This window comes from Streptomyces altiplanensis (assembly GCF_053591575.1).
The window spans coordinates 67995-93619 of sequence record NZ_JBSFUB010000013.1 but is presented as its reverse complement, the minus strand read 5'-3'; the positions used below and the strand labels follow the sequence as shown (position 1 = coordinate 93619).

Below are 25625 nucleotides of genomic sequence, written 5' to 3'. Positions count from 1 at the left end.
GAGAGCTCCGCCGTGACACATCCGCTTCTGGACCTGGCCCCGCTGACCGCCGCGCACTTCGCGGCCATCGAACGCCGGGTCGCCTCGCTGCTCTCCACCGAGCAGGACGTGGTCATCATGCAGGGCGAGGCGCTGCTTCCCCTCGAAGGCTGCATCCGCGGCGGCGCCCGTCCCGGCTCGGCCGCGCTGAACGTGGTGACCGGGCCGTACGGGCAGACCTTCGGGAACTGGCTGCGCGACTGCGGCGCGGCGGTCTTCGACCTGGCCGTCCCGTTCCACACGGCGGTCACCGCCGAGCAGATCGGGCAGGCGCTCGACGAGCACCCGGAGATCGACTTCGTCTCGCTGGTGCACGCGGAGGCCGCGACCGGCAACACGAACCCGGTCGCGGAGATCGGTGAGGTCGTACGGGCCCACGGCGCCCTCTTCATGCTCGACGCGGTCGCCTCGGTGGGCGCGGAGCCGCTGCTGCCCGACGCGTGGGGCGTGGACCTGTGCGTGATCGGCGCACAGAAGGCGATGGGCGGCCCGGCCGGCGTCTCGGCGGTTTCGGTGAGCGAGCGCGCCTGGGAGCGGATGGCCGCCAATCCGGCCGCTCCGCGCCGTTCGTACCTCTCCCTCCTGGACTGGAAGGAGCGGTGGATCGACGGCGGCCGCAAGGCGCTGCTGCACGCGCCCGCGCAGCTGGAGATGCTGGCGCTGGAGGCGTGCGTGGAGCGCATCGAAGCGGAAGGTCTCGACGTGCTGATGGCCAGGCACCGCGCCGCGGCTTCGGCCACGCGCGCGGGTGCGATCGCGCTGGGCGGCGGCCTGGAGCCGTACGTCCACGCGGCGCGCGACGCCGCGCCGGTGGCCACGACGCTGCGCGTCCCCGCCGGGGTGAACGCGTCCGAGGTGGTGGCGAAGGCGCTGGCCGCCGACCCGTCGCTGCCGTTGATCGCGGGCGGCGGTGCGCTGTCCAAGGAGATGATCCGGGTCAATCACTACGGCATCGATGCCACACGGGGCGTGGTCCAGTCGTCGCTCGGCGCGCTGGGCGCGGCACTGAGCGAATCGGGAAGGCAGGTCGACTTCGAAGCTGCCCGAAAGGCCGTTACGGAAACCTGGCCCGGCGAATAGATTCCCCGAATTAAATGAACTCCCGATAACGGGAAGCTGCCTTTATCAGCGCAGCTTCCCGTTTTCTTATGCCCGCTCACCCCGACTCTAAACGTGGAGATTTCAAGCAAAGACCGGGCGGTTTCTAGGGTGTGATCGACCCCACATCACGGGTGATTTGACCGGTAATTTCCCACCAAATCGCCCGGATTTACAGTCTGCTCGCGCGAAGTGCGCGCCCGCGCGATAACACAGGTTCCCCTTCCACCCAACCCCCACCCACGATGCATTTTTTGAATTCGCTGGGTAAATTGCATCCGCATGACCGCCGCACAAGCAGACCTTGCACGGACCCGAAGCGAATTCCTGCAGATCGAAGCTCCGCGAGTCGAGGACGGAGCCGCGATCTGGCGCATCGCCCGCGACTCCAAGGTCCTGGACCTCAACTCCTCGTACAGCTATCTGCTGTGGTGCCGCGACTTCGCGGCGACTTCGGTCGTGGCCCGGGACGTCCCCGGGGGCGAGCCGATCGCGTTCATCACCGGCTACGTACGCCCCGAGCGCCCCGAGACCCTCGTCGTCTGGCAGGTCGCAGTCGACCACGCCCACCGCGGCCGCGGGCTGGCCGGCACGCTCCTGGAGGCGCTGACCGAGAAGGTCGCCACGCACCAGGGGGTGAAGGTGATCGAGACGACCGTGACCCCGGACAACACCGCCTCCAACCGGCTGTTCACCTCGTACGCCGAGCGCCGCGGGGCGCCCCTGGAACGCGAAGTGCTCTTCGACGGCAAGCTGTTCCCCGAGGACACGCACCTGCCCGAGGTGCTGTACCGCATCGGCCCTCTCGCTGCCTGATCCGCCCTTCCCGACTTTCCTCCCCTTTCTTCTCTCCCAGGAGACCGCTGTGACCATCACCCCTCCCGCCCTGAGCGTCTTCGAGACCCTGGAATCCGAGGTACGCAGCTACTGCCGCGGCTGGCCGGCCGTCTTCGACCGCGCGCAGGGCAGCCACCTCCACGACGAGGACGGCCATACCTACCTCGACTTCTTCGCCGGCGCCGGGTCACTCAACTACGGTCACAACAACCCGGTACTGAAACGGGCGCTGATCGACTACATCGAGCGCGACGGCATCACCCACGGCCTCGACATGGCGACGACCGCGAAGCGCGCCTTCCTGGACACCTTCCAGAACGTGGTGCTGCGGCCGCGCGACCTGCCGTACAAGGTGATGTTCCCGGGCCCGACCGGTACCAACGCCGTCGAGGCCGCGCTGAAGCTGGCCCGCAAGGTCAAGGGCCGCGAGTCGGTCGTGTCCTTCACCAACGCCTTCCACGGCATGTCGCTGGGTTCGCTCGCCGTCACCGGCAACGCGTTCAAGCGGGCCGGCGCCGGCATCCCGCTCGTACACGGCACGCCGATGCCGTTCGACAACTACTTCGACGGCACCGTCGAGGACTTCCTGTGGTTCGAGCGGCTGCTGGAGGACCAGGGGTCCGGCCTCAACAAGCCCGCCGCGGTGATCGTCGAGACGGTGCAGGGCGAGGGCGGCATCAACGTCGCCCGCGCCGAGTGGCTGCGCGCGCTCCAGGATCTGTGCCACCGCCAGGACATGCTGCTGATCGTCGACGACATCCAGATGGGCTGCGGCCGCACCGGCGGCTTCTTCTCCTTCGAGGAGGCCGGCATCACGCCGGACATCGTCACCCTGTCGAAGTCCATCAGCGGTTACGGCCTGCCGATGTCGCTGTGCCTGTTCAAGCCCGAGCTGGACATCTGGGAGCCGGGCGAGCACAACGGCACCTTCCGCGGCAACAACCCCGCGTTCGTCACCGCCACCGCCGCGCTCAACGCCTACTGGGCCGACGGCCAGATGGAGAAGCAGACCATCACCCGCGGCGAGCAGGTCGAGCGCGCGCTGCTGGCCATCGTCGACGAGAACGACGGGGCCGGGGCCTCCTTCCGGGGCCGGGGCCTGGTCTGGGGCCTGGAGTTCGCCGACAAGGAGCGCGCCACGGCGGTCTGCCGCCGCGCCTTCGAGCTCGGCATGCTGCTGGAGACCTCGGGTCCCCAGAGCGAGGTCGTGAAGCTGCTGCCGGCGCTCACCATCTCCCCCGACGAACTGGACGAGGGGCTGCGCATCCTGGCCCGCTCCGTCCGCGAGACCGCCTGACCGCGAGGCCGCCCGACCAACGAGGCCGTCCGACCAACGAGGCAGCCCGTCCGCGAGGCAGCCCGACCGTTTCATCGCAGTACCACAGAAGGGCTCGACTCACCGTGATCGTCCGATCGTTCAAGGACATTGAAGGCACCGACCGCCATGTGAAGGCCGCTTCCGGCACCTGGGAGAGCAAGCGCATCGTGCTCGCCAAGGAGAAGGTCGGCTTCTCGCTCCACGAGACCGTGCTGTACGCGGGTACGGAGACGTCGATGTGGTACGCGAACCACATCGAGGCCGTCCTGTGCACGGAGGGCGAGGCCGAACTCACCAACGACGAGACCGGCGAGACCCACTGGATCACGCCGGGCACGATGTACCTGCTGGACGGCCACGAGCGCCACACCATGCGTCCCAAGACCGACTTCCGCTGCGTGTGCGTCTTCAACCCTCCCGTCACCGGACGGGAGGACCACGACGAGAACGGTGTCTACCCGCTGCTGACCGAGGAGGTCTGAACCATGACCGACGTACTGACCCCGCGCACCGAGACCCCCCGCGCCGACCTCTACCCGACGCGCGGCGCCGCCGAGGTGACCACCCCCCGCCAGGACCCGGTCGTCTGGTCCGCGCCCGGCGCGCCGGGACCCATCGAGCCCGCCGAACTCATGGGTTTCGAGCGGGACGGTTTCCTCACCGTCGACCAGCTCATCACCCCGGACGAGGTGTCGCTCTACCGGGCCGAGCTGGACCGGCTGGTCGCCGACCCGCAGGTGCGGGCGGACGAGCGCTCGATCATCGAGCCCACGTCCCAGGACGTACGGTCGGTCTTCGAGGTGCACCGCATCAGTGAGGTCTTCGCGCAGCTGGTGCGCGACCCGCGGGTGGTCGGCAGGGCCCGCCAGATCCTCGGCTCGGACGTGTACGTCCACCAGTCGCGGATCAACGTCAAGCCGGGCTTCGGGGCCTCGGGCTTCTACTGGCACTCGGACTTCGAGACCTGGCACGCCGAGGACGGTCTGCCGAACATGCGCACCGTGTCCGTCTCGATCGCGCTGACCGAGAACTACGACACCAACGGCGGTCTGATGATCATGCCGGGGTCGCACAAGGAGTTCCTGGGCTGCGCGGGCGAGACGCCCAAGGACAACTACAAGAAGTCTCTCCAGATGCAGGACGCCGGCACGCCGTCGGACGCCGCGCTGACGCGCATGGCGGACCGGCACGGCATCAGGCTCTTCACGGGCAAGGCCGGTTCGGCGACCTGGTTCGACTGCAACTGCATGCACGGCTCGGGCGACAACATCACGCCGTACGCGCGCAGCAATGTCTTCATCGTCTTCAACAGCGTGGAGAACACGGCGGTCGAGCCGTTCGCGGCGCCCGTGCCGCGGCCGGAGTTCATCGGGGCGAGGGACTTCACGCCGGTGAAGTAGACGGGCGGCCGGGTGGCGCGAGCCCCCCGGACAGGCGGGCGGGACCGGTTCGGTGGAACCGGTCCCGCCCGCCTCGCGCTTGCTCCAGGTGTTCCGGGCGGTCCCGGCGCCGCGGACGGCCGGCGCCGGACAGCCGGACAGCCGGTGCAGCCCTTCTCGCCGCCCGTCGGGCCACGTGCGCCGCCGCCCCGGCGGCGCTTCAGCCGGCGAGCACGTCCAGCGCCCGGTCCACATCGGCGCCGGTGTTGTAGAGGTGGAAGGACGCGCGCAGGTACCCCGCGCGCACGGAGACGACGATGTCCGCCTCCGTCAGCGCGTCGAGCCGGTGGGCGAGCCCCGGGGTGGCGACGACCACGGAGTCGGCGGGAACCGGCGCGTGGCCGAGGGAGACGAGTCCCTCCCGGAAGCGGGCGGCGAGCGCGGTGGTGTGGGCCCGTACGTTCTCGACGCCGATCTCCTCCAGGAGCGCGAGGGACTGCTCGGCGCCGACGTACGGCAGGAAGGGCGGCGGCTCGTCGAACCGGCGGGCGCTGCGGGCGAGTTCCGCGACGGGGCCGTACGTGCTGCTCCAGATGTCCTCGCCCGCCATCCACCCCGCGTGGAACGGCGTGAGGGCCTCCTGCGCCTCTTCGGCGACGGTGAGGAACGACACGCCGCGCGGCGCCATCAGGTACTTGTAGGCACCGGTGACGGTGTAGTCGAAGTCCCCCGCGTCGAAGGACAGCCAGCCCGCCGCCTGGGTCGCGTCGACGAGGGTACGGGTGCCGTGGACGGCGGCGGCGGCCCGTACGGCGGCCAGGTCGGCGACGCGTCCGTCGGCGGACTGCACCGCGGAGAAGGCCACCAGGGTGGTCTCCGGGCGCACCGACCCGGCCAGGGTGTCCAGCGGCACGTACCGCATCTTGAGGTCCCCGCGGACCGCGAACGGATTCACCACCGAGGCGAAATCGCCCTCGGCGCACAGGACTTCGGCACCGGCGGGAAGTGAGGCCGCGATCATCCCGACATGGACGGCCACCGCGCTGCCGAGGGCGACCCGCTCGCCGGGAACGCCGACGAGCCGCGCGAAGGAGGCGCGGGCGGCGGCCACGGCGTCGAAGCTGCTCCCGCCGTCGGGGCTGCCGGTCGCGTTCAGCTCGGCCGCGGCCCTGACGGCCTCGACGCCGCGACGGGGCAGCAGCCCGCAGGTGGAGGTGTTGAGGTACGTCGTCTCCGGCGCGAACTCGGCGCCTACGGCTTCGGTGAGAGTAAGGGGCTCCATGCCCTCTACTCTGCTGCCTCGCCAACCCCCCGTCCATTGAGCATATTTGACGAACACCCCTAAGCAACGCTTATGCGTTGCTCCCGCTGCCGACGAGACGGCTCGCCCAAGCCTGTCCCGGCGCCTGAGTGAAGACCTCGGCGGGCTGCCCGCCGGAGATCCCGTACCGCCGGCCGAAGACGAAGAACGGTACCCCTGGGATGCCGCCCGGGCCGTGGTGCGTGCTCAGGTCGCGGCGAGGGTCTCCGGGTCGATGACCTTGGTGTTCTGGGCTGCGGCGATGCGCCGTGCGCCGTCGTCCTCGGCCAGGACGTACAGCGGGGTGCCGGGGACGGCATCGGGGTGGCCGGCCACCAGGGCGGCCGGGTCGCCCTGGCCGCGGAACACCTCGTCGAGGGCTTGTCCGTCGCGGGTGACCGGACGCTGGCGGACCTTGACCGCGGCGATGTCGGGGCGGATGAACAAGAGGTACTCGGCTTCGTAAGTGGCCGTTATCGGCTGGTCGACTGTTCCGGGGAGCACCTTGTGGGTGAAGGCATTGATCTTCTCGAAGCCGGTCAGCCGCCTGCCATGTGCGGTGGTCCAGAAGCTGTCCGCACGGAATGCGCTCATGAACTCGGCCGGCAGGCCCTTCTGCTGGGCGTCTTCGGCTCCGGCGACCGGTGCGACGATGGCGTCCACCTCTTCTTGCGGGACCGTGACGTCTGCGACCTGCGGATTCATGGTGCGTCTTCTTGCGGTGACGGGTGCTGTCCGGGTGCCGTCCTCGTTGTCCGAGCGGCACAGGTACAGCCTTCAACCTCAACTCTGGTTGAGGTCAACTCGGCCCGCCGAAGACACGGTTCAGCGGCTTGCATGCCGCGCAGACGCACCGGGTGCGCGCCTGCCGGAGACCACCGGAAGCCGCCGGAGACCGCCGGCGGTCAGTGAGCGGTGGCCGTGGTCAGGCGGCTGAAGGCCGACCGGTAGGCGCTGGGCGTCAGGCCGGTCCTGCGCAGCAGGTGGAGGCGGAGCGAGTCGGCCGTACCGAGTCCGCCGGCGCGGGCCACCTGGTCCACGGGGAGCGTGGTGGTTTCGAGCAGTTCGCGGGCGCGCTCGACGCGCTGATGCAGCAGCCACTGGAGAGGGCTGACTCCGGTCTCGGCGTGGAAGCGGCGCGAGAGGGTGCGTACGGAGACTCCCGCGTGGCGGGCGAGGTCCGCGAGGGTGAGCGGCTCGTCGAGGTGGCGCATCGCCCAGGCGCGCGTGCAGGCGAAGGAGGCGCCGCGTTCGGGCGGCAGCGGGGTTTCGGTGAACTGGGTCTGGCCGCCGTGGCGTACGGGAGCCACGAGGGCGAGGCGGGCCACCGTATTGGCGACGGCGGCGCCGTAGTCGGTGCGGATGATGTGCAGGCACAGGTCGATACCGGCGGCGTAGCCGGACGAGGTCATGTACGGGCCGTCCTGGACGTAGAGGACGTCGTCCTGGAGGTCGACGGCCGGGTAGCGGTCGCCGAGTTCGCGGGTGTACGCCCAGTAGGTCGTCGCCGCCCTGCCGTCGAGCAGCCCCGCCTCGGCGAGGACGAACGCCCCCGTGCAGATGGAGGCGATGCGCTTGCCCCCGGCCGCGGCGCGGCGCACGGCGGCCACGATCCGCGGATCGGGCTCCTCCAGCGATCCGGCGCCCGCGACGATGACGGTGCCGGCCGCGTCGACGGCGTCGAGTCCGCTCCGTACGTACAGGTCGAGGCCGCCCGTGGTGGTGACGGGGCCGGGGTCCGGGGTGCAGGCCGTGACCTCGTAACCGGGCGCGCCGTCGATCTCGGCCTTCGAGAAGAGCATCTCGGGGATGGCGAGATTGAACATCGAGACGACGGGCGGGGCGACGATCACGGCGACGCGCCGCACCGACTGCGCCGACTGCGCCGACTGCATGGCCAGAACCTCCGGACGTATGGCATTCAGGCCACTACCCTACTGCCGCCATGATCGACAGGCTGGACGCATGGACACGAAGGAATCCGCACAAACACCGCGGGACGGCGGCCGGTTGGCCCCCTCCCCGGTTCTCGTCCTCACCGCATCGCTGCTCGGCTTCGCGCTGATCACCCTGGACACCTCGGTGGTGAACGTGGCGCTCCCGTCGATCGGCGCCGAGCTGGGCGGCGGCATGGCCGGGCTCCAGTGGGCCGTGGACGCCTACACCCTCGCCTTCGCGGCGCTGCTGCTCTCCACCGGCGCGTTCTCCGACCGGATCGGTGCCGCCAGGGCGTACGCGGCCGGCATCGCCGTGTTCACCGTCGCGTCGGCGGCCTGCGGATTCGCCCCGAACCTGGGGGTCCTGGTCGGTGCGCGGGTGGTACAGGGTGTCGCGGCCGCCGTGATCCTGCCGACGACGCTCGCCCTCGTACGGCAGGCGTACGCCGATCCCGCGCAGCGCTCGCGCGCGGTGTCGCTGTGGGCGGTGGGCGGGACCGTGGCGGCGGCGCTGGGCCCGGTCGCGGGCGGGGCGCTGACCACGGCCTGGGACTGGCGCGGCATCTTCTTCATCAATCTGCCGCTGGGCCTGGCCGCCCTGGTCCTGGCGGCCAGGCTGCCCCGTTCGGTGCGGCGGCCCGCGCCGCTGGATCTGCCCGGGCAGCTGACCGCCGTGGTGGCGCTGGCCGCGCTGGCCTTCGCGGTGATCGAGGGCGGGGCGGTCGCCCTCGTGGCGGCGGCGGTCGCGGTGGTGTCCGGGGCGGTGTTCGTGGCCGTGGAGGCGCGGCAGTCGCATCCCGTGGTGCCGCTCGGCCTGTTCCGTAACCCGGTCGTCGCGGTGGCGGTGGCGGCCGGTTCGGCGTGCAGCGTCGCCTTCTACGGGATGATCTTCGTCTTCAGCCTGTACTTCCAGCAGGTCCACCACCTGTCGGCGCTGGGCGCCGGCCTGATGTTCCTGCCCCTGACCGGGCTGATCCCCGTGGTGAACCTGGCATCGGGGAGGCTCGCGAACCGCTACGGCCCGCGCCGTCCGATGCTCATCGGCCAGACCACCGCGGCCGCGGGGCTGCTGCCCCTGCTGTTCGTCGGCCCGGACACTGCGCTGCCGGTGATGGCGGTGCTGCTGGTTCCGATGGGCCTGGGCGTCGGGCTCGCCCTGCCGCCGCTGACCGCCGCCATGATGGAGGCGGTCCCCGCCGAGCGGGCGGGGCTCGCGGCGGGTGTGCTCAACGCCGCCCGCCAGGTCGCGGGCGGGCTCGGCATCGCGGGGTTCGGCGCGCTGGCCGCCGGGGACTTCGCGGCCGGTCTGCGTACGTCGCTGCTGATCAGCGCCGGTCTGCTGGCGGCGACGGCACTGGCGACGCTCACCCGGCTGCGGCCGGCGCCGGCGGGTGCGGGGGTCCGCCCCGGGTCCCGGCCCTCCCTCGCCGGACGGGCTTGACAACGCCGCTTCCGGACAGCTGTCAGCCCGCCGGGCGATCGAGGAATGAGGAACGAAGTCCGGGGCGGGGCCCCGGCTCTACTCCAGCCGTCCGTCCACCCGCCGCGGCAGCCCCTGCGGGTTGTCGTCGCGCAGCTCCGGCGGGAGCAGCGCCTGCGGCGTCGACTGGTAGGTGACCGGCCGCAGCCAGCGCTCCACGGCCGTCGCGCCCACCGACGTGGACGTGGACGTCGTCGCCGGGTACGGGCCGCCGTGGTGCTGGGCGGGGGCGACCGCGACCCCCGTCGGCCACCCGTTGACCAGCACGCGGCCGGCGAGCGGGGTCAGTTCCGCGAGCAGGCCCGGCCCGGTGTCCCCGTCGCCCGCCAGCTCCTGCGTGGAGAGCTGGAGGGTGGCGGTGAGGTTGCCGGGCAGCCGGGAGAGTACGGCGGTGATCTCGGCGGGGTCGTCGTAGCGCGCGACGACGGTGACCGGCCCGAAGCACTCCTCCAGGAGCAGGTCGTGCGCGCCTTCGGCGGCCAGCCGCCGCGCCGGTACGGTCAGGAACCCCGCGCTCACCGCGTGCTCGCCACCCTCGCCCGGGGCCACCGGGGCCTCGGTGTCCGGCAGCGCGGCCCGCTCCCGTACGCCGGAGACGAACGCGTCCCGCATCCGGTGGTCGAGCATCACGCCGGGACCGGCGCCGCCGACGGCCTCGGCCAGGGACTTCAGCATCCGGTCGCCGGCCTCACCGGCCGGGGCCAGGACGAAACCGGGCTTGGTGCAGAACTGCCCCGACCCCAGCGTCAGGGAGCCCGCGAGCCCGGCGCCGATCTGCTCGGCCCGCTCCTCGACGGCCGCCGGCGTGACCACGACCGGGTTGAGGGAACCGAGTTCGCCGTGGAAGGGGATCGGGACGGGGCGGGCCGCCGCGGCGTCGAAGAGCGCCCGGCCGCCGCGCACCGAACCGGTGAAGCCCGCGGCCGCCACCAGTGGGTGCTTGACCAGCTCGACGCCCGCGTCGAAGCCGTGGAGCAGGATCACCACGTCTTCCGGCAGGCCGACCTGGGCCGCCGCCCTGCGCAGCACGGACACGCAGAGCTCGGAGGTGGCGGGGTGGTCGGGGTGCGCCTTGACGACGACCGGGCAGCCCGCGGCGAGCGCGCTCGCGGTGTCGCCGCCGGGCACCGAGAAGGCGAGCGGGAAGTTGCTGGCGGCGTAGACGGCGACGACGCCCAGCGGGATCTTGTAGCGGCGCAGGTCGGGCCAGGGCGGCGTCCTGGCGCCGTCCTCGTGGTCGATCCTGATGTCGAGGAACGCGCCCTCGTCGACGACGTCCGCGAACGCCCTGAGCTGGGCGGTCGTACGGGCGAGTTCGCCGGTCAGCCGGACCGGGCCGAGCGCGGTCTCCGCGTCGGCGGCCTCGACGACGTGCCGCTCCGCCTCGTCGAGGAGACCGGCCGCGGTACGGAGCAGGGCGGCCCGTACCGCACGGTCGGCGAGGGCCGGGCGAGCGGCGTGCGCGGCCCGCACCGCGCGGTCGACGTCCTGGGCCGTGGCCTCCACCGCGACCTGCTCGCGCGGGTTCCCGGTTCGGGGGTCGACACTCCAGACTGGTGTTGCTGCCACCGTGGCGTCCTTCCAGCTGTTCGGTATTCTGAACAGAGTTCCTGATTCTGAATATGCTGGGACTCTAATAACGGGCGTTCTGTGTGGTCAAGGAGGGGCAAGACGCGATGTCGACTGCCGATACAGGTGGTGCGCAGGTCAAATCCGCGGTGCGGACCGTGGAGTTGCTCGAATATTTCGCCGGCCGCCCCGGCATGCACTCGCTCGCCGCCGTCCAGGAGGCGGTGGGATACCCCAAGTCCAGCCTCTACATGCTGCTGCGCACGCTCGTCGAGCTCGGCTGGGTGGAGACGGACGCGACGGGCACGCGGTACGGCATCGGCGTGCGGGCCCTGCTCGTCGGTACGTCGTACATCGACGGCGACGAGGTCGTGGCCTCCGCCCGCCCCACCCTCGACCGGCTCTCCGACGACACGACGGAGACGATCCACCTGGCCCGCCTCGACGGTACGAACGTCGTGTACCTCGCGACCCGGCAGTCCCAGCACTACCTGCGCCCCTTCACCCGCGTCGGGCGCCGGCTGCCCGCGCACTCGACGTCCCTCGGCAAGGCCCTGCTCGCCACGCACACCGACGAGCAGGTCCGCAAGCTGCTGCCGGAGACCCTGCCCGCGCTGACCGAGCACACCATCACCGACCGCGAGAAGCTCATCGACGAGCTGCGTCTCGTCCGCGAGCAGGGCTACGCGGTGGACCGCGAGGAGAACACCCTGGGCCTGCGCTGCTTCGGTGTCGCGATCCCCTACCGGACCCCCGCCCGCGACGCCATCAGCTGCTCGGTGCCCGTCGCCCGCCTCACCCCGGCGCACGAACAGACGGTCAAGGACGCGCTGTTCGACGCCCGGGACCGCCTCACGCTCGCCACCCGGAGGCTCTGAGCGGCCCCGGCCGGGCCCCTGCGCGAAGGGCCGGCGACGAGCCTCCTCGTCCTCACCGGCCGGTGGCCCTCCCCCGGACGGGGGAGGCGGATCACCGCTGGGCGGGAGGCGCGGCGGCGGCCGGCCCGGGAGCGTGGGTGCCATGGCAGAAACCGCGTCCGTCCCCACGCCCCAGGGCCTTCGCCCCGCTCCCGCCGGCCGGCTGCGCGCCGTGCTGCGCGCCGCCGCCGTCGTCTCCTGCGTCCCCTACATGGCGCTCAAGACCGCCTGGATCGCCGGCAGCGGCATCGGCATCCCCGAAGGCAGCACGCTCCTCGACCATCCCGGCCTGATGGCGGCCGCCAACAGCGTCACGCTCCTGATGGACGCCACCGTCGTCGTACTGGCCCTGCTGCTCACCCAGGAGTGGGGCCGGCGCGTCCCCGCGTGGCTGCTCGCCCTGCCCATGTGGGCGGCGACCGGGCTGCTGACGCCGATCGTGACCGGGTTCCCGCTCCAGCTGCTGGCGAGGGCGTTCACGGACACGCGGAGCGCGCCGGGCGGCAGCGAACCGTTCCTGGACGCCTGGGTCTTCGGCGTCGTCTACACCGGCTTCATCGTCCAGGGCCTCGCGCTGGGCACCCTCTTCGCGCTGTACGCCCGCGAGCGCTGGGGCCGTCTGTGGCAGGGCACGGTCCGGGAGCTGCCGGACTCCGCCGCCGGCCCCCGGCTGAGGGCGGCCGCCGTGGCCGCGTCCGTACTCGCGGCGCTCGCCGGCGTCCCGCACCTGATGTGGGCCGCGGGCTCGGCCACGGGTCTCAGCGAGGCCCGGGCCGCTGGGCGTACGCCGGACTTCTACCTCCTCGAAGGGACCTACGTCCTGTTCGCGGCCGTCACCGCCGCCGCCGTACTGGCGCTCGCCCTGCGCCGCGGCCGGAGCCTGGCCCTGCGGACAGCACTGGCACTCGCCTGGACCGGCTCGGGCGCGCTCGGCTGCTGGGGCGGCTGGCTGCTCGTCGCCTCGGTGCTGCCCGTGACGGACGGAGCCGAACAGGCCACCGCGCCGATGCTGCTGACCTACGCTGGCCAGATGATCGCCGGCCTGCTCGTCCTCGCCACGGGCGCCTCCTTCCTGCGACGGCGCGGGCGCCACGCGTGAGACACCTGTTCGGGGCGCGGGCCCGGCTGCGGTGGATCCATCTGGTCCTCGGCGGCGCGCTGTCGATGCCGTACTTCCTCCTCGGCAGCATCCTCGTCGGCCCGTTCATCGGCAACGAGAACGTCTTCACCTCGGCGCCCCTGCAGTTCGCGGCCTTCGGCATCGCGCTGCCGATCGCCGCCCTGACCGCGTTCTTCCCCCTGGTGAGGCCCCTGTCGGCAGGCGCCGTTCAGGCGTTGTGCGGGGTGCCCCGGGAGCGGCTGGCCGACGGACCCGCCCGGTCCGGGCCGGCGCGGGTGCGGACCGCCGGCTGGTTCACGCTGCATCTCGGGCTCGGCGGCGTCATCAGCGGCATGTCGCTGGCGGTGCCGCCGTTCGCGGGCGCGCTGATCGTCCTGCCGCTGCTCGTCTCGCTGCGCGGCGCCCCCGCCGGGCTGCCCGAAGTCCTCGGCCGCACCTGGGCTCTGGCGCTCGCCCCGGTCGCCGGGGCCGCGGCGCTGGTGGCCCTGGCGGCGTGCGCGGCGCTGGCCGGTGAGCTGCTGGCCCGCTGCGCCCCGGTGCTGCTCGGGCCGACACCGGCCGACCGGCTCGCGGCGGCGGAGCGGCGGGCCGCGGATCTCGCCGTACGCAACCGGCTGGCCCGCGAGCTGCACGACTCGGTGGGGCACGCGCTGAGCGCGGTCACGCTCCAGGCGGGCGCGGCGCGCAGGGTGCTGGACAGCGACGTGGAGTTCGTACGGGAGGCGCTGACGGCGATCGAGGAGACCACGCGGCGCACGGTGGGCGAACTGGACGCCGTCCTGGGCCTGTTGCGCCAGGGGGAGGACGCCGGCGGCGACCTGCCGGGGCCCACGCTGGACGTCCTGGACGGTCTGCTGGCCCACAGCGGCGTGAAGGTCGCGTACACGCAGGACGGCGATCCGGCCGCCCGGGCCCCCGAACCGGTGTCCCGCGAGGCGTACCGCATCGTCCAGGAGGGGCTGAGCAACGCCCTTCGGCACGGCGGCGCCGCCCCGGTGTCGCTACGGATCGCCCTGCGCGGCGAGGAGTTGGAGATCGTGATGGAGAATCCGCTGCCCGACAGGGCCCCGGTGGTACGGCCCGGCGGCGGCCGGGGTCTGCCCGGCACGGCCGAACGGGCCGCTCTGCTCGGCGGCCACGCCGAGGCGGGTCCGCACGGCGACGTGTGGCGGCTCACGGCCCGCCTGCCCGTCGGCGGCGCGGGAGGGAACCGGTGAACGCGCCGGTCAGGCTCGTGCTCGCCGACGACGAGCGCATGGTCCGCACCGCCCTGCGCGTCATCCTCGACGCCGAGCCGGACCTGGAGGTCGTCGGCGAGGCGGCGACGGGCGCCGAGGCCGTGTCGGTGGTGCGTGAGAAGCGTCCCGACGTGGCGCTGATGGACGTGCGGATGCCGGACATCGACGGCATCCGCGCCACCGAGCAGATCCTCGCCACGCTGGACGCGCCCCCGCGCATCGTCGTCGTCACCACCTTCGAGAACGACTCGTACGTGTACGACGCGCTGCGCGCCGGCGCCGCGGGGTTCCTGCTCAAGCGCGCCGCCGCCGAGGACCTGGTCCAGGCGGTCCGGCTGGTCGCCCGCAGCGACTCGCTCCTCTTCCCGTCCGCCGTGCGCACGCTGGCCGCCGAACACGCCAGGCGGCAGCCCGCCGCGCCGCCCTGGGCGGCGCGGCTGACCGAGCGCGAGGCGGAGGTGCTGCGGCTGATGGCGACGGGCCTGACGAACGCGGAGATCGCGGAGCGGCTGCGGGTCGGCCCGGCGACGGCGAAGAGCCATGTGGCGGCCGTGCTGGCGAAGACGGGTGCGCGCGACCGGACGCAGGCGGTGATCGCGGCGTACGAGTCGGGCTTCATCACACCGCGCTGAGCCGCCGGGCCGCCGGGCCGCCGGGCCGCCGGGCCGCCGGGCCGCCCAGATGAGGATTCCCTGAGAAACACCCCACCGGGGAACGTAACCGCCTGTTCCGTTCGTCTCCGTACGGGATGAACAAAACGATCAGGCACGCCTCGGTCTTCTGCCTGCTGATGGTGCTCGCCCTGCTGGTGCGCATCACCTGGGTGCAGGCGTACCAGGGCCAGGCCCTCGCGGACGACAAGCACAACCGGCGGAACGTCATCGCGCAGTACGCGCAGCCGCTCGGGAACATCATCGTGGCCGGCTCGCCGGTCACCGGATCGAAGGAGACGGAGGGAAGCGACCTCGCGTACAAGCGGAGCTACACGGACGGCGAGCTCTACGCGGCCGTCACCGGTTACAGCTCACAGGCGTACGGAGCCACCCAGCTCGAAGGCATCTACAGCGACGTCCTCGACGGGAGCGATCCCCGCCTGAAGAACCCGGCCGACCTCCTCACCCGCAAGCAGAGCGACCCCGGCGACGTCGTGACGACCATCGACCCCGCCGTGCAGAAGGCGGCGTTCGAGGCGCTGGGCGACAAGAAGGGCGCGGCCGTCGCGGTGGACCCGCGGACCGGGCGGATCCTGGGCATGGTCTCCACGCCTTCGTACGATCCGTCGGAGATCAGCGGTACCGCGGACGGCGACGCCTGGCAGCGGCTGACCGGCGACGAGGACAAGCCGATGGTCAACCGGGCGCTGCGGCAGCCGCTGCCGCCGGGCTCGACGTTCAAGCTGGTGGTCGCCGCGGCGGCGCTGGAGAACGGGCGGTACGGGTCGGTCGACGAGCGGACGGACAGCCCGGACCCGTACACGCTGCCCGGCACGCGGACGGTCCTCCCGAACGAGAACGCGTCCGCGCCCTGCGAGGACGCCACGCTGCGCACCGCGCTCAGGTACTCCTGCAACAACGTCTTCGCGAAGCTGGCCGTCGACCTCGGCCAGGACGAGGTGAAGGCGATGGCGGAGAAGTTCGGCTTCAACACCGAGAAGCTGGACGTGCCGGTCCGGGCGTCGGAGAGCGTGTACCCGTCCGGCATGGACGAGGCGCAGACGGCCCTGACGGGCATCGGCCAGTTCGACGTGACGGCCACCCCGCTCCAGATGGCCATGGTCTCGGCGGCCCTCGCCAACGGCGGTGAGCTCGCGTCGCCGCACATGGTCTCCGAGGTGACGGACGCGGACGGCGACACCCTGGAGGACTTCGGGGACGCGGGCGGTGAGCGGGTCGTCTCGTCCTCCACCGCCGAGCAGCTGCGGAGCGCGATGGTCACGGTCGTCGAGGACGGCACGGGCACGAACGCGCGGATCGGCGGCACCGAGGTGGGCGGCAAGACGGGCACCGCGCAGCACGGCGTCGACAACAGCAAGACGCCGTACGCCTGGTTCACGTCGTACGCGAAGGACGGGACGGCCGGCAAGGAGGTGGCGGTCGCGGTCGTCGTGGAGGACTCGGGCGCGGAGCGCTCGGAGGTCAGCGGCAACGGCACGGCGGCCCCGGTCGCCCAGAAGATGATGCGGGCGGCGCTCGGCCGGTGACGGGGGCGGCGCCGGGCCGGGCCGAAAGCCCCGGCCCGGCCCGGCGCCCCTCGAAGGATCCGGCTGCTACTGGCCCGCCCACCGCTTGACGGTGGCCTCGGCCCGCGCCCGCTCGGCGGGCGTCAGCTTGGAGATGAGCGCGCCGTGGTTGGTGTCCGGCGCGACGTAGAGGTGCGAGTCGTGCTTGCCGGGCTTGAACCGCTCGGCGCTCCACGGGTCGTTCTGCCCGTACACGAACATCATCCGCTCGCCCCGGGTGGACACCCAGCGGTCGACGTCCTTGATGGTGCGGCCGTTGTACGAGGTGCGCATGTCGGCGGGCAGCACCGAGTTGGGCTGGTAGATGTCCGGATACGCGAGGACGTCGCGCAGGTGCTTGAACTTCAGGTCGGCCCAGCCCAGCTGGGCCGCCGCCTGCCGGTAGTACGGGCCGCTGCCCTCGGCGCCGTTGCCCTGGTCCGAGTAGATGCTCAGACCGTGGTCCAGCGACCACGTGTAGAGCTCGTCGTCGGTCGCCTTCCGGGCGTCGGGGACGGCCGGGCAGTCGGTGTGCGTACCGCTCTGCCAGAAGTTCCACACCTGGTCGAGCACCGAGAACTCGAAGGCGCGGTCGGCCGATCCGAGGTACTCGAAGGTGAGGCCCTGCTCCTTGGACGTGGCCTCGAAGCGCGGCAGCATGGCGTCCCGCCGCACCAGCATTTCGCGCTGTACGGCGTTCAGGGCGGCCCGGCACTCGGGCGTGCCGACGGTCTGGAAGAACTTCTCGTAGACGCTGTCGTCGCGGTTGTCGGCGTCGTTCGGGGCGACGTACGCGACGACCGCGTCCAGGTCACCGGGGTAGAAGCGCTCGTGGTAGACCTGCGTCATCCCGCCCTTGCTGGCGCCGGTGCCGATCCACTTGGCCTGGTAGAGGCTCTTGAGCGCCTGGACGATCGCGTGTTCGTCACTCGCCTGCTGCCAGACGTTCAGGTCGTCCCAGTCGACGCCCGCGGCGGGGCGCGAGGTGTTGAAGTAGCGGTGCTCCACGCTGACCTGGTTGGCGCCGAGCAGCGTGGTGATCTCGCGGGTGCCCGAGGACAGTCCGTATCCGCCGGTGTAGTGCACGACGGGCGCCGTCTCGCTCTTGTGCCAGAGCGTGAGTCTCTGCTGGAAGGTGCCGCTGCCGGGGTCGCGGTGGTCGACGGGCTGGGTCAGCGTCAGGGTGTAGAGGGGGAATCCGCCCTTGTCGGTCACCGAAACGACCGTCAGTCCGGGTATCTCTTCCAGCTTTTCCCGGATGTCGGCGGAAGCGGCGGCCGACGTGGTGGCGGCCGCGCGGGCCGGCTGCGCGGCGACGGCGGGTGAACCGGCCAGCAGACCGGTCGCCGCCATGAGGCCGGCACAGAGCAGAGAAGGCAGGACCTTGGTGCGCACGCTGGAGTCCCCTCGGTCGGAGGTGATGATGATGCGTTGATACGACGCGCCGCATGGTATGCGCTTTCGTACTGTGACCGGCCTCACTCCGGTTCTTCGGCTCCCCTGTCAACCGGGCGCCGGTTCCCGGGCGTATGCCTGGTGAGACCGAAGAGATCCAGGAGTGGTTGTTGACCGTCGAGGAGTTCGAAGAGTTCTACGCGCATACGGCGTCCCGGCTCATCGGGCAGCTGTACGTGATGCTCGGCGATCTGCACGAGGCCCAGGACGTCGTGCAGGAGGCCTTCGTACGGGGCTGGAGCCGGCGGCACCGGCTCGACGGCGGCGGGGAGCCCGAGGCGTGGATCCGCACGGTGGCATGGCGTCTGGCGGTGAGCAGATGGCGTGTACGCCGCCGCTCGGCGGACGCCTGGCAGCGGCGCGGGGACGGCGGCCCGTCGGCCGCCCCGGGGCCCGGCCCCGAGCAGGTCGCGCTGGTGTCGGCGCTGCGCGAACTGCCGCCCAGGCAGCGGCGGACGGTGACCCTGCACTACCTGTGCGACCTGACGGTCGTTCAGATAGCCGCCGAGACCGGCCTGTCCACCGGCACCGTCAAGACGCACCTGGTCCGGGGCCGGGCCGCGCTCTCCCACCTTCTGCAGGATCCGCGCGCTGAGGAGGCATCCGGTGCCTGAGCCCCATGACCCTTTGAGGAACGCGTTCAAGGAAGCGGCGGCGGCCGGGCAGGCCGGCGCGCACCCCGTGCCCGTCTCGCGCATCGCCGAGCGCGGCAGCCGGCGCCACCGGCGGCGCCTGGCCGCGGTGGCCGCCACCGCGTGCCTGGCCTTCGCCGGTGCGGGCGCCGCGGCGGTGACGGCTCTGCTCCCGGGCGGCGGCACGGGGCCCGTGGCCCCCGCCTCCACCCCGTCCGGCCCGCCCCCGGCCTCGTCCTTCCCCTCCTCCTCGCTCTCGCCCTCGTCGTCGCCCTCCTCGTCGTCCTTTCCGCGCACCACTCCCCCGGCGACGTCCTCGCCTCCGCGCGGGGCCGCGTCCGGCACCCCGGCGAACGGCCCGGAAGGCACGTCGACCCGGCGGGCACCGACCTCGCCGCCGTCCGGGACCGGCTGACCGCACCCGGCCCACCGCCGACCGCCCCTCCCCCGCCGGCCGCATCCGCCGCAGGGCGCATCCGCCGCAGGGCGGTCCGGCATGCCCCGGTACCCACCGCCCGACGCCCCGACAAGCCCGCACCAGGAGTTCCCCCATGGCCACCGCGCCCCCTCTGCGGCCTCCCGCGCAGCCCGCCCGTACCCCGGCGCCGCGGCGGCCGGCAGCAGCCGTACCCCGCACGCGCGCGAGCGCGGGAACCGGCTCCCGCCTGCGGCTCGGCCCCGGCGACCGGGACGTACTGCTCCTCTACGTCCTCACCCGGGCCGGCATCTGGGCCACCGCCTACTGCACCCGGTGGCTGTTCGCCGGCGACCGCACGGCGCGGGACGTACGGCCCGCGCTGTCGTCGTGGAACCAGTGGGACGCGTGGCACTACCTGCGCATAGCCCAGGACGGTTACTTCCCCGGCGGGGCCGGCCCCGGGACGGACGGCTGGGACAACAGGGAGGCATTCTTCCCCGGCTTCCCCCTGGTGCTCCGCGCCGTCCACGCGGTGGTCCCGGACTGGACCGCGGCGGCCCTGCTGATCTCCTTCGTCTCGGGGGCCGTCGCCGTCCTGGCCCTGGCCCGCATCGCCGGACTCCACCTGCCCGACAGCGCCCTGGGCCGGCGTGCCGTGCTCTTCTTCCTCCTGTCTCCCTGCGCGGTGTTCCTGGCCGCCGGTTACACCGAGGCGCTCTTCCTCGCCCTCGCCCTGCCCGCCTGGCTCGCCGCCCGGCACCGCAACTGGCCGCTCGCGGGCATCCTGGCCTGCCTGGCCACCGGCGTACGGGTCAGCGGGCTCTTCCTCGCGGCGGCGATCGCGGTCCACTTCGTCGCCACCACGGATCTCCGCAAGCAGTGGCGTTCGCTTCCGTGGGTCGCCCTGCCCGCTCTGCCCGCCGCCCTCTACGTCTGGTTCCTGCACGCGCACACCGGCGACTGGATGGCCTGGCACCACGCCCAGGAACGCGGCTGGTACCGGAACTTCCACGCCCCCTGGGAGGCATGGCGGCACACGTGGACGGCCGCCTTCTCGCACACCCAGTCCACCGGTTACGCCGTCGTGTTCCAGGCCGAACTCCTCGCCATGGCCGTCGGCCTGCTCCTCCTGGGACTGCTGCTGAGACGGCGGCGGTGGCCGGAGGCCGTGTACATCGGGCTGACCCTGTGGGCCCTGGGCACCTCGTACTGGTACACGTCGATCCCCCGCGCCACCCTCCTGTGGTGGCCCATGTGGGTGCTGCTCGCCGCGTGGAGCCTGCGCCGCCCCTGGGTGCGGAGCGCCTACCTGTGCGTCGTCGCGCCGGTGGCGACGGTCCTCACCGTCACCTTCCTGTCGGGACGCTGGGCGGGCTGACGGCGGTGAGCGCCGGTACGGGTGCGGCATCCGCGGCCGCCCGGGACGCGCGCCGCGCGAGCGCCGCCGCCCAGGCGGTCGCCGCGAGGGCGAGCGCGCCGGTCCCGGCGCCGACCCATGCGACGGAGGCGTAGCCGAAGCCCGCGTCGATGGCCGCGCCGCCCAGCATGGGGGTGAGCGTGATGCCCACGTTGAAGGCCGAGGTGGAGAAGGCGGGGACCAGCGTCGGCGCGTCGGGCGCGAGGGTGAACACCCGTGACTGGAGTACGGGGTTGGTGACGTAACCGGCCACGCCGAGGACGAAGACCAGCACGACGGTGACGGTGAGGTGGGGCGCGGCGAGCGCGACGCCCGCCGAGGCGAGGGTGAGGGCGCCGATGCCGAGGCAGAGGGTGCGGACGGGGGCGCGGTCGGCGACGCGGCCGCCGATCGTCATGCCGACGAGTCCGCCGGCTCCGTACAGCGAGAGCACGGCCGGAACCCATTCCTCCGGCAGCCCTCCGACGTCGGTGAGCAGGGGAGCCAGGTAGCTGAAGGTGACGATGGCCGCACCGAAGGCCAGCACGGTCACGGTGAAGGAGACCCACAGCTCGGGCCGCGCGAGTCCCTTCAGCTCGCGTCGTACGGAAGGGACTTCACGTCCTTTCGCGTGACCGCCCGGCAGGACCGCCAGGGTCGCCACCAGGCTCACGGCGGTGAAGGCCGCCACTCCCCAGAAGGCCGCACGCCAGCCCGCGTGCTGGCTCATCAGCGTTCCGGCGGGTACGCCCACGATCGTGGCCAGGGTCAGTCCGGTGGCGACGACGGAGAGCGCCCTGCCCTTGGCCGTCGCGGGGACCAGGCTCACGGCGGCCGAGGCGGCCACGCTCCAGAACCCCGCGTAGGCGACCGCCGTCACGACGCGGCTCGCGAACACCACGGCGTACTCCGGGACGAGGACGGCCACCACGTGCCCGGCGACGAAGACCGCCTGGAACGCGACGAGCGCGCTGCGGCGCGGGACGCGCAGGGTGAGCACGCTCATCAGGGGCGCGCCGACGACCATGCCGACGGCGAAGGCGGAGATGAGCAGCCCCGCGTCGGGGATGGAGACGCCGAGGTCGTCGGCCATGGAGGGCAGCAGGCCGGAGAGCATGAACTCCGAGGTCCCCTGGGCGAAGATGCCCAGGCCGAGTATGCAGACGGCGATTGGCACGAGCAGGCGCTCCTCTGTCGATCGGATTTTGAACCCAGCAGTCCAAAACGAGCCCATGAAAAAGAGGCGAAGAAGGTTCCGCCGGTTTCAGAGGGCCGAGACGGCGGCGTCCGCGACGCTCTCCAGGACGGACCGCTGCGGGGTGACGCGCGCCGAGATCCTGAGGCCGGCGATGGTGGCGATGACGAAGTGGGCGAGCGCGGCGGGGTCCTTGTCGCGGGCGATGTCGCCGTCCCGCTGCCCCGCCTCGATGGCGGTACGGATCACCGCGAGGCGCACCTGGTAGTCACGGGCCAGGTCGCCCGCGACTTCCCGGTCGCGGGCGGCCACCTCGACGGCGGTATTGACGACGAGACAGCCACCACCCCCGGGGCCGCGCTCGAACTCCTCGTCGATGACGCGCTGGAACTGCGCGCGGATCTTCTGCCGGACCGGCAGACCGCTCTCCATCAGCTCGCTCAGCCCGGCGTTCTTGACCTCCATGTAACGGGCGAGCGCCCGGCCGAAGAGGTCACGCTTGCTCTTGAAGGTGTTGTAGATGCTGCTGCGCCCCAGGCCGGTGGCCTCGCACAGGTCCTGGGTGGACGTTCCCTCGTAGCCGGCGGTCCAGAACGCCCGCATCGCGGCGTCGACCGCCCGCACCTCGTCGAATTCTCTCGGCCGGGCCATGGTGAGGACGCTAGCAGGTTTTGGAACGTACGGTCCATTACTTTTCCGGCCAGGACGGACTGCGGCCCGCACGCGCGACGACCCGGTCCAGGAGCGGCGCGCCCCCGGGCACCTCGACGGGGGCCCCGAAGATCCCGTCGTCGCCCGGGGCGTCGCCCGTCGGCTCCAGCAGCTCGTACGACGACCGCAGGGCCGCGGCGTCGGGCGCGTACGCCTGGCCGGTGGCGCGGGCCAGGTCCCAGCCGTGCACGACGACCTCGTTCAGGGCCACTCTCCCGGCGATGTCACCGGGCAGCGTGACCCCGCCGGCCCGCGTCGTGCCCTGCCAGGCGTCGGGGGCGCGCCAGGCGGCGGCGAGCTCGTCGAGCCGTCGCGGAAGGCGGGTGCGCCAGTCGTCGTCGAGTACGGGCAGGGCGGCGCCGGGGTCGGTGTCGGTCGACGGGCCCAGTTCCTTCTTCGCCGCGTCGCGGAAGGCCGCGGTGAGGCCGACGAGGTGCGCCAGGAGGTGGCGCACCTCGTACTTCTCGCAGGGGGTGGGGGCCGAGAGCTGCTCGTCCGTGATCCCGTCGAGCAGCCGGGCCACCTGCCGGACGGCCGGTTCGAAGTCGAGCAGGGGGGTGCTGGCGGTCATGGCACTGCCTCCGGTGAGCCGGGGATGTCTGCGCAGTGATGACCGCCGGCCGCCCCGGAACTCATCGGTGCGCCGGACGGGCCCGCGGGAGGGGACGGGCGGAGGGGGTCACGCCGTGCGGGACGCCTCGAACGCGGCGCGGGTCAGGAACGCCAGCCGGGCCCGCTTCTCCGGCAGGAAGACCTCCGGCAGATCGATCTCCGGCATGACGACCTCCGGCCCGATCACGAACCCCGCCCGCTCCAGCCGCGCCACCGCCTTCTCGTTGAGCGCGTCCGGTTCCGCCACGACCCGCCGGTGGTCCGGGTCCGCGAACACGAAGCCGAGCATCACGGTGAGAAGGTGCGCGGTGAACCCGCGCTCCGGGGCCGCGCCGCCGGCGGGCCCGATCAGCAGGTGCACCCCGAAGTCCCCCGGCCGGGCGTCGTAGCACTCGCTGACCCGGTCCGCCTCGGGGTCGTACGTCTGGAAGAGCGCGGCGGGTTCGCCGTCCCGCAGGACCAGGTAACCGTGGTGGGTGGTGAGGGAGTCCAGGTGCTCGTAGACCTCCTGGACCTGCTCGCGCGTCGCGTCGCCCATCCCCCAGAACCGGGCCCGCTCCTGGGTGACCCAGCCGTGCAGCAGCCCGGCGTCGCGCGCCGGGTCCACGGGGACGAGGCGGACCGTCCCGAAACCGTCGATCTTCTGCTCGTACACGGATTCAGCGGTCACAGTCATGCGGACTCCTTGGTCAGACGGTTCCAGTCCGTGACCACGGGGACGAGTCCGCCCCGCAGCCACACCGGCAGTTGGTCGCGGTGGTGGGCGTCGCCCGGGACGCCGGACGCGCCGAGCGGCACCACCCAGAGGCTGTCCTCGCGCCGCGCGAGGTCCCAGACGTAGCGGGCGGCCGGCCCGCGCGCGCAGCGGTCGGTGACGCCGGGGACGCTGGAGGTGGAGAGCACGCAGTCGTGGTCCCCGGCCACCCCCGGCCACCCCCCGGGCGGGGCGGAGGGCAGCGCCTGCCACGGCGCGAGGCGGTGCACGTCGCCCCAGGCGGCCGGCGGGTCCGGTTCCGTGGCGGCGGCGACCGCCTCGACCGCCGCCGCCACGACGGCGGGCCTGTCGATGCCGGGCAGCAGGTCCGTGGTCAGCAGGGTCTCCAGCGCGAAGCCGACGCGCGGGGTGAGCGCGAGCCAGGGCAGGAAGACCGCGGGGTACGCCGGGTCCGCCACCGGTTCGGTCAGTGCGGCCAGGTCCCGGTGGGCCGCGAGGCGCCGCACCACTTCCGTCCGTACGGCGGCGTACACCGTCGCGTCGGTGCTGTCGGCCTCCATCCGCCGGTCCCAGCCCAGGAGCCGCTCCCGCAGCCGCGCGCCCCGCGCGCTGAGCCCTTCGAGCCCGGCGGCCAGGTCCAGCAGGGGCCGGGCGGACGCGAGGTAGGTGTCGGTGTGGACGGCCGCCATGTCCCCGGCGGTCCACGCCTTCGACCCGTCGAGCAGCCGCCCGATGCGGTCGGCCCGGTACGGCGGTGCGAACTCCACGCCCAGCGGCCCGGCCAGGCCGCGCTGGTTGGCCATCACGGCGACGCCGTCGACCTCCGCGCGGGGCAGCGGCCGGTGCTCACCGCTCCAGGCGTACGCCGCCTCCCAGGCGGGCACGACGCGCAGCCCGTTGTCCCGGTGACGCAGCGGCACCCGGCCCGCGACCCGGTGCAGCAGCCCGCCCCCGGTGTCGGCGGCCTGCACGACGTTGACGGGCTCGACCCAGCGCTCGAACGCCCGGTCCACGTCGGCGACGGTGCGCGCCCTGAGCAGCGCGGGCAGCGCGGCGAAGCCGAGGTCCTCGTACACCCGCGTCGGGCAGCGGAGGCTGACCGTCACGGCTTCGCCGGGGCCGCCGATGATGACGGGCCCGCGCTCGGTCTCGACGACCTCGGTCTCGACCGGGTCGCCGCCCGCCACCTCGATGGTCTCGGTGTGGGCGGTGGCGGGCCGCCAGCCGTCCGGGCCGAGCGCCTCCACGCCCGCGCCGCCGGGCCCGCGCCGCAGCTCTTCCCGGTAGAGGTCCTGGTAGTCGGCCATGGCGTTGGTGATCGCCCAGGCCACGGTGGAGGTGTGGCCGAAGTGGGCCATGCCGGGGATGCCGGGGACGGCAAGACCCACCACGTCGAACTCCGGGCAGGCCAGGCGGATCTGCTGGTAGACCCCCGGGTCCTCGATGAACCGGTGCGGGTCGCCCGCGATGAGCGGCGACCCGGTGGCGGTGCGCTCCCCGGTGACGAGCCAGCCGTTGCTGCCGGAGGTGCCGGGCCCGTCCGTGGCGAACAGGGTGATCGCCTCGTCGCCGAGCCTGCGGGCGACCTCGTCGCGCCACAGCTTGGTCGGGAAGCCGGCGAAGAGGATGTGCGTGGACAGCCAGATCCCCAGCGGCGTCCACGGCTGCCACTCCCCCGGGGCCAGCCCGGTGGCGGCGAATTCCGGTGCGCGGAGCGCCCCCTGGGCGAGGCCGTCGTTGACCCCGTCGACGTAACGCGTGATCCAGGCGGCCGTGTCCGCGTCGAGGGCGCGGAAGCAGCGCCTGGCGGTGTCGTCCAGCCGGGATCTCCGGGCGAAGACGTCCCAGTCGACGGCGTCGGGGCCGAGGAAGGACGCGGTGGTGCCCTGCGACCTGTGCCGCTCGACCTCGATCTGCCAGGCCCGGTCGGTGGCGGCGTTGCGGCCCTGCGCGAAAGCGAGTTCCTGTGCGTTGTCGGCGCGGAGATGGGGGATTCCCCAGGCGTCCCGGAAGACCTCGGTGCTCACTCTGTTCCCATCCA

24 protein-coding genes and 1 pseudogene are annotated in these 25625 nt (G+C 72.7%); 14 read left to right on the top strand and 11 right to left on the bottom strand.

Annotated elements, in window-relative coordinates:
- Positions 1–12 precede the first annotated feature (12 nt).
- From ACWD0Y_RS09440 to thpD, 5 genes are all read left to right on the top strand, one after another.
- The gene (locus ACWD0Y_RS09440) at positions 13–1119 is read left to right on the top strand and encodes a pyridoxal-phosphate-dependent aminotransferase family protein (RefSeq protein ID WP_450259777.1); all 1107 of its coding nucleotides are present in this window, start codon (positions 13–15) and stop codon (positions 1117–1119) included.
- 300 nt (positions 1120–1419) lie between these two features.
- Complete coding sequence (ectA, locus tag ACWD0Y_RS09435; protein ID WP_450259776.1) at positions 1420–1953, top strand: diaminobutyrate acetyltransferase; 534 nt, start codon at positions 1420–1422, stop codon at positions 1951–1953.
- A gap of 49 nt (positions 1954–2002) precedes the next feature.
- On the top strand, positions 2003–3271 hold the full coding sequence (ectB, locus tag ACWD0Y_RS09430; protein ID WP_450259775.1) for a diaminobutyrate--2-oxoglutarate transaminase: 1269 nt from the start codon (positions 2003–2005) through the stop codon (positions 3269–3271).
- Positions 3272–3375: 104 nt separating this feature from the next.
- Positions 3376–3774 carry an ectoine synthase gene (locus ACWD0Y_RS09425; protein ID WP_069929355.1) on the top strand — a complete coding sequence of 133 codons (399 nt, stop codon included), beginning with the start codon at positions 3376–3378 and terminating at the stop codon, positions 3772–3774.
- A gap of 3 nt (positions 3775–3777) precedes the next feature.
- Positions 3778–4692, top strand: coding sequence for an ectoine hydroxylase (gene thpD, locus ACWD0Y_RS09420; protein ID WP_093801443.1), 915 nt, complete (start codon positions 3778–3780; stop codon positions 4690–4692).
- Positions 4693–4891: 199 nt separating this feature from the next.
- Here thpD and ACWD0Y_RS09415 read toward each other — a convergent pair whose 3' ends face one another.
- From ACWD0Y_RS09415 to ACWD0Y_RS09400, 4 genes and pseudogenes are all read right to left on the bottom strand, one after another.
- The gene (locus ACWD0Y_RS09415) at positions 4892–5953 is read right to left on the bottom strand and encodes an aminotransferase class V-fold PLP-dependent enzyme (RefSeq protein WP_450259774.1); all 1062 of its coding nucleotides are present in this window, start codon (positions 5951–5953) and stop codon (positions 4892–4894) included.
- 70 nt (positions 5954–6023) lie between these two features.
- Positions 6024–6158: pseudogene (locus ACWD0Y_RS09410) on the bottom strand (DsbA family oxidoreductase); the annotation flags it as partial.
- A 20-nt stretch (positions 6159–6178) separates the two neighbouring features.
- Positions 6179–6676: an SgcJ/EcaC family oxidoreductase gene (locus tag ACWD0Y_RS09405; RefSeq protein WP_450259773.1), complete on the bottom strand. Its 498-nt coding sequence runs from the start codon at positions 6674–6676 to the stop codon at positions 6179–6181.
- Between the two features lie 200 nt (positions 6677–6876).
- Positions 6877–7866 carry a GlxA family transcriptional regulator gene (locus ACWD0Y_RS09400; RefSeq protein WP_450259772.1) on the bottom strand — a complete coding sequence of 330 codons (990 nt, stop codon included), beginning with the start codon at positions 7864–7866 and terminating at the stop codon, positions 6877–6879.
- Positions 7867–7936: 70 nt separating this feature from the next.
- Between ACWD0Y_RS09400 and ACWD0Y_RS09395 the strand changes: the two genes are divergently transcribed.
- Positions 7937–9349, top strand: a complete 1413-nt coding sequence (locus ACWD0Y_RS09395) for an MFS transporter (protein WP_450259771.1) — start codon at positions 7937–7939, stop codon at positions 9347–9349.
- Between the two features lie 78 nt (positions 9350–9427).
- Here the strand turns inward: ACWD0Y_RS09395 and ACWD0Y_RS09390 are convergent, their stop codons facing one another.
- Positions 9428–10957, bottom strand: coding sequence for an aldehyde dehydrogenase (NADP(+)) (locus ACWD0Y_RS09390; protein ID WP_450259770.1), 1530 nt, complete (start codon positions 10955–10957; stop codon positions 9428–9430).
- 107 nt (positions 10958–11064) lie between these two features.
- Between ACWD0Y_RS09390 and ACWD0Y_RS09385 the strand changes: the two genes are divergently transcribed.
- The 5 genes from ACWD0Y_RS09385 (at position 11065) to ACWD0Y_RS09365 (ending at position 16432) form a co-directional block, all read left to right on the top strand.
- Positions 11065–11835 carry an IclR family transcriptional regulator gene (locus tag ACWD0Y_RS09385; protein ID WP_093801439.1) on the top strand — a complete coding sequence of 257 codons (771 nt, stop codon included), beginning with the start codon at positions 11065–11067 and terminating at the stop codon, positions 11833–11835.
- 142 nt (positions 11836–11977) lie between these two features.
- Positions 11978–12973 (top strand): hypothetical protein, encoded by a 996-nt coding sequence (locus ACWD0Y_RS09380; RefSeq protein WP_450259769.1) that lies wholly within the window; start codon positions 11978–11980, stop codon positions 12971–12973.
- A complete protein-coding gene (locus ACWD0Y_RS09375; protein ID WP_450259768.1) occupies positions 12970–14211 on the top strand; it encodes a sensor histidine kinase in 1242 nt (413 codons plus the stop codon). The genes ACWD0Y_RS09380 and ACWD0Y_RS09375 overlap by 4 nt, the downstream gene beginning before the upstream one ends.
- Before the next feature lie 38 nt (positions 14212–14249).
- The gene (locus ACWD0Y_RS09370) at positions 14250–14864 is read left to right on the top strand and encodes a response regulator (protein ID WP_450259807.1); all 615 of its coding nucleotides are present in this window, start codon (positions 14250–14252) and stop codon (positions 14862–14864) included.
- Positions 14865–14980: 116 nt separating this feature from the next.
- Positions 14981–16432, top strand: a complete 1452-nt coding sequence (locus tag ACWD0Y_RS09365) for a peptidoglycan D,D-transpeptidase FtsI family protein (protein WP_450259767.1) — start codon at positions 14981–14983, stop codon at positions 16430–16432.
- Positions 16433–16498: 66 nt separating this feature from the next.
- Here ACWD0Y_RS09365 and ACWD0Y_RS09360 read toward each other — a convergent pair whose 3' ends face one another.
- Positions 16499–17845: a S28 family serine protease gene (locus tag ACWD0Y_RS09360; protein ID WP_450259766.1), complete on the bottom strand. Its 1347-nt coding sequence runs from the start codon at positions 17843–17845 to the stop codon at positions 16499–16501.
- 170 nt (positions 17846–18015) lie between these two features.
- On the opposite strand from ACWD0Y_RS09360, the gene ACWD0Y_RS09355 reads away from it, so the two are divergent.
- The 3 genes from ACWD0Y_RS09355 to ACWD0Y_RS09345 all read left to right on the top strand — a co-directional run bounded on the left by ACWD0Y_RS09355 (position 18016) and on the right by ACWD0Y_RS09345 (position 20333).
- Positions 18016–18519 (top strand): SigE family RNA polymerase sigma factor, encoded by a 504-nt coding sequence (locus tag ACWD0Y_RS09355; RefSeq protein WP_450259806.1) that lies wholly within the window; start codon positions 18016–18018, stop codon positions 18517–18519.
- Positions 18512–18952, top strand: a complete 441-nt coding sequence (locus ACWD0Y_RS09350; RefSeq protein ID WP_450259765.1) for a hypothetical protein — start codon at positions 18512–18514, stop codon at positions 18950–18952. The genes ACWD0Y_RS09355 and ACWD0Y_RS09350 overlap by 8 nt, the downstream gene beginning before the upstream one ends.
- A 136-nt stretch (positions 18953–19088) precedes the next feature.
- Positions 19089–20333 (top strand): mannosyltransferase family protein, encoded by a 1245-nt coding sequence (locus ACWD0Y_RS09345; RefSeq protein ID WP_450259764.1) that lies wholly within the window; start codon positions 19089–19091, stop codon positions 20331–20333.
- Here the strand turns inward: ACWD0Y_RS09345 and ACWD0Y_RS09340 are convergent.
- The 5 genes from ACWD0Y_RS09340 to ACWD0Y_RS09320 form a co-directional block, all read right to left on the bottom strand.
- On the bottom strand, positions 20302–21528 hold the full coding sequence (locus tag ACWD0Y_RS09340; protein ID WP_450259763.1) for a Cmx/CmrA family chloramphenicol efflux MFS transporter: 1227 nt from the start codon (positions 21526–21528) through the stop codon (positions 20302–20304). The two genes, ACWD0Y_RS09345 and ACWD0Y_RS09340, sit on opposite strands and share 32 nt — an antisense overlap.
- A gap of 87 nt (positions 21529–21615) precedes the next feature.
- Entirely contained in the window at positions 21616–22197 is a 582-nt protein-coding gene (locus tag ACWD0Y_RS09335) for a TetR/AcrR family transcriptional regulator (RefSeq protein WP_450259762.1), read from the bottom strand.
- Positions 22198–22234: 37 nt separating this feature from the next.
- A complete protein-coding gene (locus ACWD0Y_RS09330; RefSeq protein ID WP_450259761.1) occupies positions 22235–22828 on the bottom strand; it encodes a TIGR03086 family metal-binding protein in 594 nt (197 codons plus the stop codon).
- Positions 22829–22936: 108 nt separating this feature from the next.
- Positions 22937–23545, bottom strand: coding sequence for a GNAT family N-acetyltransferase (locus ACWD0Y_RS09325; RefSeq protein WP_450259760.1), 609 nt, complete (start codon positions 23543–23545; stop codon positions 22937–22939).
- Positions 23542–25611, bottom strand: a complete 2070-nt coding sequence (locus ACWD0Y_RS09320; RefSeq protein WP_450259759.1) for a penicillin acylase family protein — start codon at positions 25609–25611, stop codon at positions 23542–23544. Before ACWD0Y_RS09320 ends, ACWD0Y_RS09325 begins: the two co-directional genes overlap by 4 nt.
- Positions 25612–25625 lie beyond the last annotated feature (14 nt).

What these genes read in the sequence shown, in the direction of transcription:
- ectA (WP_450259776.1), top strand. Translation starts at nt 1,420, where the DNA reads ATGACCGCCGCACAAGCAGACCTTGCACGGACCCGAAGCGAATTCCTG.
- thpD (WP_093801443.1), top strand. Translation starts at nt 3,778, where the DNA reads ATGACCGACGTACTGACCCCGCGCACCGAGACCCCCCGCGCCGACCTC.
- ACWD0Y_RS09415 (WP_450259774.1), bottom strand. Translation starts at nt 5,953, where the DNA reads ATGGAGCCCCTTACTCTCACCGAAGCCGTAGGCGCCGAGTTCGCGCCG.
- ACWD0Y_RS09405 (WP_450259773.1), bottom strand. Translation starts at nt 6,676, where the DNA reads ATGAATCCGCAGGTCGCAGACGTCACGGTCCCGCAAGAAGAGGTGGAC.
- ACWD0Y_RS09400 (WP_450259772.1), bottom strand. Translation starts at nt 7,866, where the DNA reads ATGCAGTCGGCGCAGTCGGCGCAGTCGGTGCGGCGCGTCGCCGTGATC.
- ACWD0Y_RS09395 (WP_450259771.1), top strand. Translation starts at nt 7,937, where the DNA reads ATGGACACGAAGGAATCCGCACAAACACCGCGGGACGGCGGCCGGTTG.
- ACWD0Y_RS09385 (WP_093801439.1), top strand. Translation starts at nt 11,065, where the DNA reads ATGTCGACTGCCGATACAGGTGGTGCGCAGGTCAAATCCGCGGTGCGG.
- ACWD0Y_RS09380 (WP_450259769.1), top strand. Translation starts at nt 11,978, where the DNA reads ATGGCAGAAACCGCGTCCGTCCCCACGCCCCAGGGCCTTCGCCCCGCT.
- ACWD0Y_RS09370 (WP_450259807.1), top strand. Translation starts at nt 14,250, where the DNA reads ATGGTCCGCACCGCCCTGCGCGTCATCCTCGACGCCGAGCCGGACCTG.
- ACWD0Y_RS09365 (WP_450259767.1), top strand. Translation starts at nt 14,981, where the DNA reads ATGAACAAAACGATCAGGCACGCCTCGGTCTTCTGCCTGCTGATGGTG.
- ACWD0Y_RS09345 (WP_450259764.1), top strand. Translation starts at nt 19,089, where the DNA reads ATGGCCACCGCGCCCCCTCTGCGGCCTCCCGCGCAGCCCGCCCGTACC.
- ACWD0Y_RS09335 (WP_450259762.1), bottom strand. Translation starts at nt 22,197, where the DNA reads ATGGCCCGGCCGAGAGAATTCGACGAGGTGCGGGCGGTCGACGCCGCG.
- ACWD0Y_RS09330 (WP_450259761.1), bottom strand. Translation starts at nt 22,828, where the DNA reads ATGACCGCCAGCACCCCCCTGCTCGACTTCGAACCGGCCGTCCGGCAG.
- ACWD0Y_RS09325 (WP_450259760.1), bottom strand. Translation starts at nt 23,545, where the DNA reads ATGACTGTGACCGCTGAATCCGTGTACGAGCAGAAGATCGACGGTTTC.